The organism is Actinomyces sp., assembly GCF_030530635.1.
Taxonomy (GTDB): domain Bacteria; phylum Actinomycetota; class Actinomycetes; order Actinomycetales; family Actinomycetaceae; genus Actinomyces.
Map to the genome: position 1 here is coordinate 1 of NZ_JAUMUL010000027.1, position 13,451 is coordinate 13,451.

The window sequence follows — 13,451 nt, forward strand, 5'->3', positions numbered from 1 at the left end:
TGAGGTCGGTAGTAGTTACGTGCCGAGGTCGGTAGAAGTGGCGGCGTCGTCCTCCCGGAGGTGAGTACGGTTCTCGGCAAGTTCACAATGCGGGTTCGCCTCCGGTGAAGGGGCTGACGGGAGGCCGGTGCAGGGGTCACCATTGGACTGAGCCCACATGACGTTCGTTTCCATGCTCCGGGAGGCACCCATGGCCATCGCCCACTCGCACCGTTTCACTGAAGGGGACCTGCCGGTCGAGGCCGGCCGCTATCGCCTTGTCGCCTCCGGGTCCTGCCCCTGGTGCCGTCGTGTACTCATCGCCCGTCGGCTGCTGGGACTGACGGAGGCGATCCCTGTCTCCTGGTGCTATGGGCGTGGGGCCGACGGCTTCTGGGAGCTGACCGGTCCCGACGGCGAGCCGGGGTCAGACCCCGCCCTGGGGGGCGCCACCTCTATCGCAGAGGTCTACGCCGACACCCCCGGATACACCCAGCCCCCCACTATTCCCGCGCTTGTGGACACCACTACCGGGCACGTCGTCGTCGACGACTCCGGAGACCTACTGTTCGATCTGGCGACCGCCTGGAAGCCGCTGCATCGCGCCGGCGCCCCCGACCTGTACCCCATGGACCGGCGCAACTCCACCGACGCCTGGGACAAGTGGATCGGCGAGCACATCAACCAGGGACATGGCACCGCCACTCACTCCAAGAAGGCCGAGGAGGCAGCGGCGGCCGCTAATGGCGTGTTGGTCGCCTTCGACGTCGTCGACACGCTGCTGGCCCGAGCCACCAAGATGGAGGCCTCCCGTGAGGCGGCCCTGACCGTGCAGGACGTGCCGCCGCTGTCCGCCGTGGTGTCCGTGGAGCAGTTCCTGTGTGGTGCCGCCCCCACCGGCAGCGATATCCGCCTGTTCACCACCGTGCAGGCATACGAGTACGGCTGCCGCGCCTACTACCCCGGCGGTGAGGCGCCGTCGATCGCCTTCTGGCCGGCGCTGGCCCGCTGGTTCCGCGCCCTGGAGGGACGCGTCGGCTGGGTCGGTACCGAGGAGCGCAGCGCGCTGGGGCTGTAAAACGGGCGTTCCTGTAGTCATCTGTGCCGAGGCTTGGGCTTCAGAGGGAAGAATTACTAATCGGCTCGCAGACCTGTGATGGCTTTCATGGATAGCAGCAACTGCATGTCATCAACCGGTGAGACTATGAAGTCGCCATTGGCCAGGTAGAAGGACTTGGCTGTCTTGTCCCGGCAATGGATGAGCAAGGCACGAACTCCCGCGATCTCGCTGACCTCGAGGGTTCTCAGCATGGCGTCCTTCAGAAGTGCGGCGCCGATGCCCAGGCCTTGCGCGCGTCGGTCGACGGCGAGTCGCGCGAGCAGGACGCAGGGAATCTCGTGCGGCGCATGCTTGGCGATGCTCACCGGAGCGGCTGTCTTTACGATGCAGGCCGTGGCAAGCGCGTAATATCCGAGCACGTGACCGTCCTGGACGGTCACGTACGTGACCGCGTTATCCGCCTTCTGGTTCTGCCATGCGAAACGATGCAGCCAGTCATCCAGCTCCTCGGCGCCGCTGCGGAAGCTGTTGCGAATGTCGCTGCGGGCCAGGCGCCGAGGAGCCTCCAGGATGCCAGTGTCCATCCCTATTCCGGATCCTCTGAAAGTACGATGCGGGTTCCGAAGGGAGACGGGCGGTTCCAGAGCCGTTCGAAGCGTGAGGTGTCGGTCAGCGGCGCGTCGAGCACCTGCATGACTCGCTCGAATGTGGCGTTATCAACGGTGAACCAACGACGGTTCGTCATGACTCGCTCGGCTTCCATGGTTGCGGACGAGAGTATGAACTCGCTGACGGTGCGGTCCGTTTGGGCCGCGGCTTGTTGGATCAGGGCCTCTTGGCGCGGCGTGGCGCGCAGATCGATCCGCCGGGTCTTGACGGGTGACATGGTGGTTCCTCCTCGTACGGATAATGTACGTACGACGTCGCCGGAACGCAAGTGCCGTGCCTCACCGCCCCAGCACCGGGTTGTACAGCAGCCGGTTCGGCGTCGTCGGGCACTCCTCGCCCACCGCCATGGGCGCGATCAGCCGGTCCGCCCGCAGATCCTCCAGGCGCGCCACCACCCGGTCGCGCAGCGTCCACGGGTCGATGGTGTTGAGGTAGATCTTGGTGCCGCCCTCAAAGCCCGCCAGGGTGGACACCCGCCACTTCAGGGTGATGTGCCAGGGCATCGGCTGATCGACGTCGAGCGGCTTGTGGTGCCACTCCTCATTGCTGGGCACATCCGCGCCCGTGGCCGCATGCAGGGCATGCACCAGGTCGGAGACGGCGTCCACCTCAACCCGACTCATCAGCCACGGCTCGCAGATGGCCGACGTCGAGTACACCTCCAGCGTGGGGTAGCGGTGCCCGAAGCCGGCGAAGGCGACCGCGTGCTCATTGGAGGCCACCAGCAGACCCCGGTAGGCGGCGTAGTCCACGCCCATCTCGTTGTACAGGTTCGGATTGGCGCGCACCCGCTGCAGCTCCAGCTCTGAGGACACGCCCCGCTCATCAATCCCCACCAGCTGCTTGTGCAGGTGGTCGAAGGAGGCTCCGGCTGGGCGCAACCAGTTCTGGAAGACCGCCACATAACGCACCCAGCGGTTGGCCTGATAGAGGTCATGCGCGGACTGCACCGCCAGGCGGATGTAGGCGCGGTGCTCGGCCGGAGTGAGCGTGCCCGAACCGGCCAGGCCGGAGGAGTCGACGGCGTCGTCGGTGTAATGCCGCCGCGCCACGATCACATCGTGACCGCCGGCGAAGAATGCGGCCAGGTAATCGCGGCGGGCGTCGGCGTCCCAAGCCTCCCATGCCTGCGGATTCTGGCCGGAGGCGCGCAGCTTGGTGCGAGCCACCCGGGCCACGTGGGCGGCGCCGGCCGGATCGGCCAGGTAGGCCTCCATGCGCTCCCGGGCGGCGTCGGGCACCTCATAGCCGTGGTTGGCGTGCCAGTAGTCGTAGGAGAGGATCTCGAACAGATTCGGGATGCGACGGAATTCGGCGACCGTATCGAACAGCTCGGCGGCGGGCAGGGCGTCGATCCGCTCGAAGCCGCCGTCGGACGTGGCCACTACCCGGGACTTCTCCGGCGGAGTCTCGGTGTAATGCGCCGGACAGAAGGTGCAGGCACGGATACGTTCGGCTGAGGTGAGTTCATGCACCTCGGCTACGGGGTGGGAGATGGGGCGGTTGCCGCGCCCGGGCACGGTCCACACCTCGGTGCCGGTGAAGGGACTGATCTGCTTGACGGTCCCGTCCGCCATGCGGGTCAGCGGCTCGGCGGAGGGGGAGTATGGCTGCAGCATGCCTTTAAGTATTGCGCCGACAGGGCCCGACCGGGCCGATATCGACCGCGCGGGCCGACGACGTGGGTTTCGTGATGGGCGGTCCGTGGGCGTGGGCCGGGGCCGCAGCGGCCGCCCGAACCGCTGTCCGGTGCGACCAGTACGGTCACTGTGCCCGGGTGATCGACGCCGGCAGGTCGGCCTGCCTGGCGAGGAGCACGACGTCGTAGTCGGTGTGCCCGATCACGTACAGGCCCGGCCAGGAGCCGACGGCCGTGTAGTACAGGACGAGCACCTTGCCGGGCTCGTACCAGCCGATGTCACCCGGCTGCGGGGCGGCGGCGGTCATGCCGGTGGTGTCCAGGTCTTGCGGCAGGGAGGCGGTCAGTTCCTGCCCGCCGTAGTCGGAGAAGCTGACATCCAGGGGCAGCTGAGCGAGTAGGGAGCGGGCGGCGGCGCTGTCGTCGAGTGTCGCCTCTATGACGGTGTCGTCGAAGGCGTTGCCGAGGCTGATGTGGATCGGGGTTGTTCCTGCTTGGGACACGGTGGCCTCCGGGGCGGGTTGGGGATTGCTGGTGGAGGTGCCCTGGGGCGACGCCGTCTCAAGGCTGGTTGGTGGCGACGACGCCGTTACTCCGGTCTGGGAGGTGCACGCCGCCAGAGCCAGACCGGTCAGGGCGACGGGCAGAGCTTGTAGCAGGCGGCGCCGGGACGCCTTGTGGGCGGACAATGCCACGGTGATCCTTCCTGTTGCGTGCGGGGCCAGACGGTGGAGGAAGCCTGGCCGGAGCGCTAAACCAGTATGAGTCCGACGGCGCCGCCTCTGGAAGGCACGGACAGTGCCACTCGGGGAGAGATGACGCGCGGGCGCTGCACCGTCGGAGCCCTGCCTCTTCATGTTTGGGAGTGTGGCGGCTGGCGTGTTGCGGAATTAGGGACGTGGTGAGCCGTGCCGGTTCGCCGTGCCGGAATTGTCTGCACTTGGCCGTCGGCAGCCCCGGTGCCTGGAAGCGGGACCCTCTACTACGCCACTTCGGGGTTAACAACGCCGGTTAACCGTCTGCCGAAGGCCCCCGAGGTATACAGCAGAACGTTAAGTGGCGTTGTTAACGCCCAACCGGCGCAGCAGACACCCCGACCCAGAGTCCTGACCGGCCTCATGCACACCCGAACGGCATTCCATTGCCCTGGCCCGTGAGCGCCACACCGCTCGAACCGAAAAGGGCAGTGCGGTCGGTCCGACCGCTCCGCTACTCGCAGGCAATTCCGTCATTGTCGCGGTCAAGTGCACTGCGGTATCCGGGTTCGCCCTCATATATGGGTGCGGCGCCCGCAGCTCGGGCCTCGCTGCAGTTCTTGTAGTACACCGACCTGTCCTGCTGAGGCATCAGCGGTACCGGTGCGGGGGCGGCCTGCTCTGCCTGTCTGGCGGCCTCCTCCTGTGCCGCCCGCTCCGCCTGCCGCGCGGCTTCTTCCTGTGCCGCTCGCTCGGCCGCTGCGGCGGCTTCTTCCTGTGCCGCCCGCTCGGCCGCTGCGGCAGCCGACGCCGATGCCGCGGCCGACGCGGATGCCTCGACTCGTGCCGCTGCCGCCGATGCGGAAGCAGCCGCGGAGGCGGCCGCGTCAGCCGCATCATGGTTGACCGTGAGGGTGATGACCCGGTCTGCCGGTGCCGTCGTCCCGGCGGCCGGATCCTGCCTCCTCACTGACCAGTTCGCGGGGATGATCACGGTCTCTTCACCGTCAATATCGGTGAAGGCGGGACGGGCGGTGAATCCGGCCTGCTCGATGGCCTCCGTCGCTGCTTCACCGTCCATTCCGACCAGATCCGGGACGGTCAGGGCGGCCGCCGTGGTCGGTGTCGACTGCACCTCGGAATCGGAGGAGACGCCGCACCCCACCAGTGCCTGACAGGCGATGTTCAAGACGGCAATGGCGGCGAAGAAAGCGGATCTGCTGTGCGGGCGAAGAGGGAGACGCGGGAAAAGGGTGGCTGGGGAGTGGGCGGACGCTGTCGACATAGAGACTTCCTGGAGATGGGATCCACGGGGAACTGAGGCGATCTCAGACAGTCGGCACCGTAACGCTCTGTGCGACGGCCGCTGCGGGAAGCTACGTAAACGCAATCACTCATCAACCCGACCTTGAGAATCGTGATCGATACGCAGTGTCGTGTGGTGGAGGCTGGTGCCGCTTGGGTGGTGCTTGGTAGTGCCACCACCATCCACAGGCATGGTTCGTGCACCCCTAATCCACAGAGCTCGAAGGGCCCGGATGCGCGGGCGAGGCGGTTGTCCGACGCTGGTGGTGCGGACACGGCGTTCGCGGGGTGCGGCCAAAGCCGGCCGCACCCAGACTCTTCAAGGAGGAGATCATGAAGCACACCTTGCTGACCTTGCACAATGCGTGGGCCCTCGCTCACGGAACCCCGCCCGTCCTGCGCGGGCCGGATGGCGTGCCCGACCGGGACGGAGAGGCCGGCATGGCCACCGCCGAGTACGCCATCGGTACGCTCGCGGCCGCGGCCTTCGCCGGCCTGCTGCTGGCCATCATGCGCTCGGGCAGTCTGAGCAACGCTCTGCGGGGCATCATCGAGTCCGCGCTGTCGGTGGGCTGAGGCGGTCATGTGGACACCACCAAACCGCCGGGAGGTCGCGCCCGCGAACCGCCGGGCCGATCCGACCGCCCCTGCCCCGCGGCCCCGGTCGTATCCGAACCGGAGTGGGAGGCAGGCCCCGGTGGACGGGGACACGCGATCATGCCTGCGTTGTGGCTTCGACGGCGGCGAATGCGGCATGGTGACGGCGGAACTCGCCGTCACCATGCCCGCCGTCGTCCTGGTTCTACTGCTGGTGCTGGCCACCATCAGTGCCGGTGTCACCCAGCTGCGGGTCACCGACGCCGCCCGCGTCGCCGCCCGCCAGGCCGCGATCGGTTCCAACGACGTCTCCGGCGCCGCCCAGCGCGCGGGCGGGCCGGTGACGGTAAGTGTCGAGACCGGCGACCTCACCTGCGTGACGGCCAGCCGTCGGGTCCCAGGACCGCTGGGCGGCCTGGGACTCACGGCCCGGTCCCGCGCCTGCGCTTACACCGAGCCCACCTGGGACGAGGCGGGTGCGCCGTGAGCCGGCCGCCAACCCCGCCGCCCCGGCCGGACGCGCCGGACCTAGGCGCCGGGGCGGGTGGCGCCGTCCATGAGGGCCCGCCGCCGGGCACCGAGCGCGGCTCCGGTACGGTCATGGTCCTGGGCATCATCGCCGTCGTCCTATCCCTGGCCCTCGGGGCTACCGGGCTGATCCAGGCCCAGGCCGCCGCCGGGCGGGCCCGCTCGGCCGCCGACCTGGCCGCGCTCGCCGGGGCGACGGCGTTGACCTCCGTATTCGCCCCGGCAGACCCGTGCGCCACCGCCCAGCAGGTGGCCCGGGCCAACGGCGCCGAGTTGGCGGACTGCACCGTCGACGGCGAGGACGTCACGGTGACGGTTGCGGTGCCCACCCGGATCCTCGGGATTCCGCGTCGGGCCGGCGCCGCCGCCCGCGCCGGACCGGTCAACCCGCTGTGACCGGCGGACCTGCCCCGCCTCACCGTCGCGTCGGTGGTGGCGTACCGCGGATGCCGCCACCGACGCGCCTGCGGCCTCGGGGCGAATGCCCCAGGTGATTGGGGCGCCGCAGGGCAGGGCCGGGGTGTCGCGATATGAGAAGGTGAGATCGTGAACGTGATAACCGTGTTCCTCGTGCTGGTGGTCTTGGCCGCAGCCGTCGGCGCCGTCGCCCTGGCCGCCGGTCCTGCCTCCGGTTTCGCCCGCGGCTACGTCGACCGCCTGGAACAGGCCACAAAAGAGGACCCCGGTGCGGCCGGGGCGACGGCTGCGACCACCGCCGTGCGAGTTCGCTCCCGGGGTCTGCTGGAACGCCGCCCCCAGGGGGTGCTGGCGGCGCTCCTGTGTGCGGCGACCTTGGCGTGGGGGCTGAGCCGGGGCGTGCCGGCGGACACGGTGATCGCGTTGCCGGTGGTGGCGCTGCTGGGTGTGGCGGGCAGCGTCGACGCCGTCTGTCACCGCCTGCCCGACCGCCTGCTCGGCTCCGCCGCCCTCTGGCTGATCGTGGCCCTGGCGGGCCGCAGCCTGGTGCGCCTGGTGACCATGGAATCGGCGCAGGCGGCATTGTGGCCCGCGGGCCGGGCCGTACTTTGCGCACTGGGCGCCGGGGCGGTGGTCTTCGTGATGTGGCTCATTCCCTTTTCCGGCATGGGGTTGGGAGACGTGAAACTGTGCGCCCTGCTGGGTCTGTGGCTGGGTTACACCGCGGTGGAGTACGTGGTCACCGGTCTGTTCCTGGGCTTCATGCTGGCCGGATTCGCGGCGATCGGATTGTTGATCACCCGTCGGGCCGGTCGCAAGGACATGATCGCCTTCGGCCCCTACCTGGCGGTGGGCGGCTGGTTGACCTGGCTGTTGGCTGTGGCCTGAGGCCGCACCGGGCGCGGGAACTGGCCGAGGCGGCCGCGCCGTCGTCCGCATTCGCAGGTGCGTCGTGCCCGGCGACGGAGGCGGGCCACCAGGCCGGGTCGCCATTGCAGCGGCCTGTCAGGCAGCAAGCGGTTACGCCACCGGCATCACCGAGTCGCAACGCCGTCGGGGATCGCATCCAGCAGCAGGCGCAGCACTGCGATCGCGCCCGCCTTGTCCAGCGGCTCGTTGTTGTTGCCGCACTTGGGCGACTGCACGCAGCTCGGGCAACCGGCGGCACACGCGCACTCGGAGACCACCGTGAGTGTCGCCGCCAGCCATTCCCGCCCGGCCCTGAAGCCGCGCTCGGCGAAGCCGGCGCCGCCGGCCTGAGCGTCGTGCACGAACACCGTGGGAGTCAGCGTCTGTGGGTGCAGCGCCGTCGACAATCCGCCGATGTCCCACCGGTCGCAGGTAGCCAGCAGCGGCAGCATTCCGATCAGGGCGTGCTCGGCCGCATGCAGGGCTCCCGGCAGCTGCGCGGCCTCCAGGCCCGCCCGGGCCGTTACCTCAATCGGCACCGTCCACCACACCGCGGCGGTCGGCAGCACATGCTCGGGCATGGACAGCGGATGCTGGGAGACAACCTCCATGCCCGGCATGGCGAGCCGGTGGTAGCCGACCACCTGGCTGGTGACCTCCACCGAGCCGAAGGCCCACACCACGCCGTCGGCCCACTGCTGCCGCTCCCGCTCGGCGACGACGCGCACCGAACTCTGCTCGCGTGCCCGCGTGCGGTAGCCGACCGCCGCCCTCCGGCTGACGACGGCCGCCTCCTGGGTCAGCTCCTCCACCAGGTAGGTCCGCCCCTGATGGATGTAGACCGCTCCCGGGTGGACGGTGGAATCCGCGGAGGCCCCGGACACGGTGCCGACGACGGCGCCCGTGGCCGTCTCAACCACCGGCACATCCGGTGGGCCATCCCCGCGCAGGGAGGTCAGATCCTGCGCCCGCCCCGGAAGACTGGTGTTCCAGAACCAGCCGGACGGGCGGCGACGCAGCGCCCCGCGGGAGACCAGCTGGGCCAGTAGGGACTCGTCCGGCAGGCCGAACAGCGGCAGGTCCTCCTGGCGCAGCGGCGACTCGGACGCGGCCGCGCACAGGTGCGGGGCCAGCACGTAGGGGTTGGCCGGGTCGAATACGGTGGCCTCCGGGGCGGCGAATACGGCCTCGGGGTGATGCACCAGGTAGGCGTCCAGTGGATTGTCGGAGGCGATCAGCACCGCCACTCCCCGCCCGCCCGCACGCCCGGCCCGACCCGCCTGCTGCCACAGGCTCACCCGGGTGCCCGGCCAGCCGGCGATGATGACGGCGTCCAGGCCGGTGACGTCGATGCCCAGTTCGAGGGCGTTGGTGGTGGCCAGTGCCCGCAGGCGGCCGCGGCGCAGTTCCCGCTCCAGGGTGCGCCGCTCCTCGGGCAGGTAGCCGCCCCGGTAGGCGGCTACCGTGTCGGCCAGTTCCGGCTGGGACATGCCGAGGGTGTGCCGGGCCCGTTCGGCCACGATCTCCGCACTGCGACGTGAGCGCACGAACACCAGGGCGTGGGCGCCCACGGAGATCAGGTCGACGAGCAGCTCGGCGGCCTCAACCACGGCGCTGCGGCGTGCCGCCGGATCCTCCGTCGGATCGGCCGTGTCCGGGACGGCCGGTTCCGGCCGGTTCAAATGCGGGTCGGCGGCGGGGAATTCGCGCGCCTGCGCCAGGGCCGCCACCGAGTTCTCCCATACCGCCCAGGGGTCCAGCAGGGCAGGCTGCCACAGGGCGAGCGTGTGCTCCCCGGTGGGGGCGGCATCGTCGGTGACGGCGGTGACGGCGTCGGGGGAGACCCCGATCAGGCGGGCTGCCGTGAGGGCCGGTTCGGCCGCCGTCGCCGACGCGCACAACACCACCGGTTCGGGGCCGTTCGGCCGCAGGCGACGCACCAGTCGCAGCAGGCGACGGATCACCAGGGCCACATGGGCGCCCAGGATGCCGCGGTAGGCGTGGCACTCGTCAACCACCACATAACGCAGCGAACGCAGAAAACGGGTCCAGCGCTCATGCCCGGGCAGGAGCGAGAAGTGCAGGAAGTCGGGGTTGGTCAGCACCACGTCGGCGTGGGCGCGGGCCCAGTCGCGCTCGGGCAGGGGCGTGTCGCCGTCGCAGGCGGCCGGGTGCACGGTGCGCAGTGATCCGCCCGGAATACCCGCCTCGCGTTGAACGGACTCCAGCTCGGCGACCAGCCGGTCCAGGGTGGCGGCCTGATCAGCGGTCAGGGCCTTGGTGGGGGACAGGTACAGGGCGGTGGGGCGGCGGCCATAGGCGGAGATACGGGTGTCGGTGCCGGTGCGCTGGGCAGCCAGTACCGCCGACAGGGCGGGAAGCCAGGCGGCCAGGGACTTGCCCGAGCCGGTGCCGGTGGCCAGCACCGTGTGACGGCCCGCATGGGCGGCCGCGGCCGCCGCGACCTGATGCGCCCAAGGCCGTCTCACTCCCAGGCGGCCGTAGGCGGCCACCAGGTCGGGGTCGGCCCAGGCGGGCCACTCGCCGTGCCGGGCCGGGCGCGCCGGGGTGCGGCGGAGGTGGATCAATCGGCCGTCGTGCGCACCGATGCCCTCAAGCACCTCGTTGAGGTCGCGGGTGGGCGCGTGCGGTCGGGTGGTCACGGGCCAAGTGTGCCGCAGGAGGATGGCGGGAACCGACAGCCGGGTGGAGGTGCGGTGAGGTGGACGGAGCCGGGCTTGGTGGAGATGCGGGGAGTTGAGCGAGACCGGGGCGCGACACGCTCGCCAACTTCCTCCATAAGGGGCGGACTCGGGGTATGGCGAGATTCTGGCCGACTAGCGTGTGCCGATCCTCCAGTATTGGTGGATGCTGGAGATGTTCGCTCCCCAACCGGTCCCCAAACTAACCGGGCGCTCGCAGCGCCCACCGAAACGTCAGGTCATCGAATGGCACCCCGGTGACCCGCTGCCCTGGCAGACGCTGCCCACACCGGCGCCGCGGTGCAGGTCGACGAGCACGGGAGACTGGTTCAGGGCTCGGCGGTCCTCTCCTCGGCGCTGTGGGCGGTTGCCCGGATCAGCGGCACTGGCGCCGCGCCGAGCGTGCAGTGGGCGGACAGCTTCGCCAGCGCCAACAAAGCCTTCGGCGAACAGGTGGACGTGGCCGAGGGGCTTCGTCGTGACAAGATCGGAGCGGATACGCCACTGCCTCAGGACGCCGAGTCCCTGCAGAGGTTGCTGGGAATCGCTTATGGCGCCGCAGAGATCAGTGGAGATAATCCGCTTTCCAGCAACCGAATCATGATTTCATCAACGCTTGCCCCTGAAGGACGTGAGGACGCCGCTGCGGATACCGACTTCCTCAACAGCTTCTTCCTCACGGAACTGGCGACGGTGCAGAGGGAAGTGGACGAGGACTACTGTCCCCTGACACTGGCCGTTTACCTGAAGTCGGACAAGTCGCTCCCGATTGCGGAACGGATCGACGTCATGCAGCAGGACAGGGTGGTTGACGCGGCCGTGGGCATCAATCGCTTGCTGCCGGGGCGTTGGCCCTCGGAGCCCGCGCATCCACTGTCTCTGCGCCAGCAGTTCGCAGTCAATCGGGCTCTGAACGATCTGGCGGCCAATGACGGCGTCATGGGGTTCAACGGCCCTCCCGGCACCGGGAAGACCACGATGCTGCGCGACATCCTGGCGGGGAACGTGGTTGAACGTGCGCGCCGACTGGCCTCACTGGAGCGGCCCAAGCAGGCATTCACCGACATCGTTCACCGTTGGAACTCCTCAGACGGGTATCCGCGCAGAGTCCGCCAACTGCGGTCGGAACTGACCGGGTTCGAGATGATCGTCGTCTCCGCCAACAATGCAGCCGTTGAGAACATCAGCGTTGAGATCCCCGCACGGGAGGCGATCGCGCCCAGATGGCGGGAAGAGGCCGATTACTTCGCGGACATCGCCACAGCGGTAATGGCTGACGGCGGCGAGGTGGATGCGCAGCGGCAGGAGGCCTGGGGGCTGGTGGCCGCACGGCTGGGGAACAAACGCAACCGGGCGGCCTTCCGCAGTGCCTTCTGGTTCGAGCAACAGGCCTGGATTCCGCCGGAGACCTCCGTGCAGACTCTTGTCGATCGGGCGGCGTGGTACGGCACCATGGTGGGGCGGGATGAGGGCCGGGTCTGGGTCAGTGCACCGCTCACGGTGCATAGGCGCTGCGATGATCCGATGTTCAGCCTGTGCAATCGCATCGCCTACGACGGCATCATGATCAGCGGGGTGCAGCGCCGTCTGGATGATCCCGAACATCAGGACCTGTTCGACGTCCCGGAAGGTCCGCGGATCGCCTCCAGTCGCTGGTTCGACGTGCCGGCCACGCAGCGGGGGACCCACTTGCAGGAACAGCAGATCGATTGCCTTGATGAACAGCTCGATGCGCTCATCGGCCGGGGCGTTGATCCGGCGCAGATCATTGCGCTCTCCCCGTTCCGTGAGGTCGCCGACCGGCTAAGCGAACTGGCGGTGCGGCGAGGACTCATGTCGGGCGGCACGATCCACACTGCGCAGGGGCGTGAGGCGGACGTGGTGTTCCTGGTTCTGGGCGGCGATCCGGGCTCACCCGGGGCCAAGGCGTGGGCGGCATCGTCCGTTAACCTCGTCAACGTCGCCACGAGCCGGGCTAAACGTCGCTTGTATGTGATAGGTGACCGTCAGGCGTGGATTCGGTACCCCTACTTCAGCGACCTCGGTGCCGCCCTCGAGTCCCAGCCGGGCGCGGGCCCAAACTCGTGAGCGCGCCGCCCACACCCCTGACACCGCGAACTCGGGGAAACCGCTCACTTGCTACGGTCGCCCGCTAATGCTGCACGCCTGCTTCACTCTTTACCACACGCCGATCAGGTTCCACCACAGCGGCCCAGCCACCAGCCAGATGAGCAGGTGGACCACGCCCACCACGAGCCCGGTGCGCCACCAGGCGCCCAGTTCCACGAAGCCGCTGCTCCCAGGTCAGCGCCCCGCTCAACAACAGCGCCCCCAGCCCCAGCAGCGCCACCGTCGTCGCACTCATGAAGGAGTCGCCGATCACCCACAGGACGATCATCCCGATGAACACCCCGAGCGTCACCCACTCGTGGCGGGTAACCGGCCCGAGCCGACGTAGCTCGCGCGCGGTCATCTCGGCGGCGTCCGGGGTGCGGCGGATCTCCGGCCGGTTGAGCGCGTAGATCACCAACGGCACCGCGATCACGCCGATCAGGCCGGGCACCACTGCCGCCGTGAACCAGCCCGGCCAGTTCACGGTAACGCCCGCGGACTCAGCCAGCCGGGAGGACATGGCGTTGGGCGCGGCGCCGGTGAAGAAGATCACCGAGACGGCCAGGTTCAGGTTGTAGGTGGTCAGCGCCAGGTAGGAGCCCAGCCGCCGGTGTGTGGTCTTGTCATCTGGATCCGATCCGAAGTCCCGCACCACACTCATCATCACCGGGTACACGTACCCAGACCGGGCCGTGTTGGAGGGAATGGCGGGTGAGGTCACCAGATCGGCCAGCCCCAGCCCATAGGTCAAACCCATTGTGGAGCGCCCGAAAACCCGCACGAACAGGTACGCCAGGCGCTCGCCCGGGCCCGGGGCGATCGCTGCGCGGGCGGCGGGC

Annotated in this window: 13 protein-coding genes and 1 pseudogene; 6 read left to right on the plus strand and 8 right to left on the minus strand. The window is 69.1% G+C overall.

What is annotated here, in order from left to right; translation table 11 throughout:
- Positions 1–190: 190 nt before the first annotated feature.
- A complete protein-coding gene (locus Q4A20_RS07850) occupies positions 191–1,057 on the plus strand; it encodes a glutathione transferase (protein WP_303122163.1) in 867 nt (288 codons plus the stop codon).
- Between the two features lie 56 nt (positions 1,058–1,113).
- On the opposite strand, the gene Q4A20_RS07855 is transcribed toward Q4A20_RS07850, so the two are convergent.
- The 5 genes from Q4A20_RS07855 to Q4A20_RS07875 form a co-directional block, all read right to left on the minus strand.
- Positions 1,114–1,623 (minus strand): GNAT family N-acetyltransferase, encoded by a 510-nt coding sequence (locus Q4A20_RS07855; protein ID WP_303122112.1) that lies wholly within the window; start codon positions 1,621–1,623, stop codon positions 1,114–1,116.
- A 2-nt stretch (positions 1,624–1,625) separates the two neighbouring features.
- The gene (locus Q4A20_RS07860) at positions 1,626–1,925 is read right to left on the minus strand and encodes a DUF1778 domain-containing protein (protein ID WP_303122114.1); all 300 of its coding nucleotides are present in this window, start codon (positions 1,923–1,925) and stop codon (positions 1,626–1,628) included.
- Positions 1,926–1,986: 61 nt separating this feature from the next.
- Positions 1,987–3,327, minus strand: a complete 1,341-nt coding sequence (locus tag Q4A20_RS07865; protein WP_303122116.1) for a DUF4921 family protein — start codon at positions 3,325–3,327, stop codon at positions 1,987–1,989.
- 145 nt (positions 3,328–3,472) lie between these two features.
- A complete protein-coding gene (locus Q4A20_RS07870) occupies positions 3,473–4,042 on the minus strand; it encodes a cyclophilin-like fold protein (RefSeq protein WP_303122118.1) in 570 nt (189 codons plus the stop codon).
- 514 nt (positions 4,043–4,556) lie between these two features.
- The gene (locus Q4A20_RS07875) at positions 4,557–5,327 is read right to left on the minus strand and encodes an excalibur calcium-binding domain-containing protein (RefSeq protein ID WP_303122121.1); all 771 of its coding nucleotides are present in this window, start codon (positions 5,325–5,327) and stop codon (positions 4,557–4,559) included.
- Between the two features lie 353 nt (positions 5,328–5,680).
- Here Q4A20_RS07875 and Q4A20_RS07880 point away from each other — a divergent pair, with 353 nt between their 5' ends.
- The 4 genes from Q4A20_RS07880 (at position 5,681) to Q4A20_RS07895 (ending at position 7,777) form a co-directional block, all read left to right on the plus strand.
- The gene (locus tag Q4A20_RS07880) at positions 5,681–5,923 is read left to right on the plus strand and encodes a DUF4244 domain-containing protein (RefSeq protein WP_303122123.1); all 243 of its coding nucleotides are present in this window, start codon (positions 5,681–5,683) and stop codon (positions 5,921–5,923) included.
- A gap of 178 nt (positions 5,924–6,101) precedes the next feature.
- The gene (locus Q4A20_RS07885) at positions 6,102–6,431 is read left to right on the plus strand and encodes a TadE family type IV pilus minor pilin (protein WP_303122165.1); all 330 of its coding nucleotides are present in this window, start codon (positions 6,102–6,104) and stop codon (positions 6,429–6,431) included.
- Positions 6,428–6,868: an Rv3654c family TadE-like protein gene (locus Q4A20_RS07890; protein ID WP_303122125.1), complete on the plus strand. Its 441-nt coding sequence runs from the start codon at positions 6,428–6,430 to the stop codon at positions 6,866–6,868. The genes Q4A20_RS07885 and Q4A20_RS07890 overlap by 4 nt, the downstream gene beginning before the upstream one ends.
- Before the next feature lie 150 nt (positions 6,869–7,018).
- Positions 7,019–7,777, plus strand: coding sequence for an A24 family peptidase (locus Q4A20_RS07895; protein ID WP_303122127.1), 759 nt, complete (start codon positions 7,019–7,021; stop codon positions 7,775–7,777).
- A gap of 146 nt (positions 7,778–7,923) precedes the next feature.
- On the opposite strand, the gene Q4A20_RS07900 is transcribed toward Q4A20_RS07895, so the two are convergent.
- Positions 7,924–10,461, minus strand: a complete 2,538-nt coding sequence (locus Q4A20_RS07900) for a DEAD/DEAH box helicase (protein ID WP_303122129.1) — start codon at positions 10,459–10,461, stop codon at positions 7,924–7,926.
- A 339-nt stretch (positions 10,462–10,800) separates the two neighbouring features.
- On the opposite strand from Q4A20_RS07900, the gene Q4A20_RS07905 reads away from it, so the two are divergent.
- Complete coding sequence (locus Q4A20_RS07905) at positions 10,801–12,588, plus strand: AAA domain-containing protein (RefSeq protein ID WP_303122131.1); 1,788 nt, start codon at positions 10,801–10,803, stop codon at positions 12,586–12,588.
- A 90-nt stretch (positions 12,589–12,678) separates the two neighbouring features.
- Here Q4A20_RS07905 and Q4A20_RS15110 read toward each other — a convergent pair whose 3' ends face one another.
- A complete protein-coding gene (locus Q4A20_RS15110) occupies positions 12,679–12,786 on the minus strand; it encodes a hypothetical protein (RefSeq protein ID WP_368502459.1) in 108 nt (35 codons plus the stop codon).
- A gap of 67 nt (positions 12,787–12,853) precedes the next feature.
- Positions 12,854–13,393: pseudogene (locus Q4A20_RS07910) on the minus strand (anion permease); the annotation flags it as partial.
- Between the last annotated feature and the right edge of the window lie 58 nt (positions 13,394–13,451).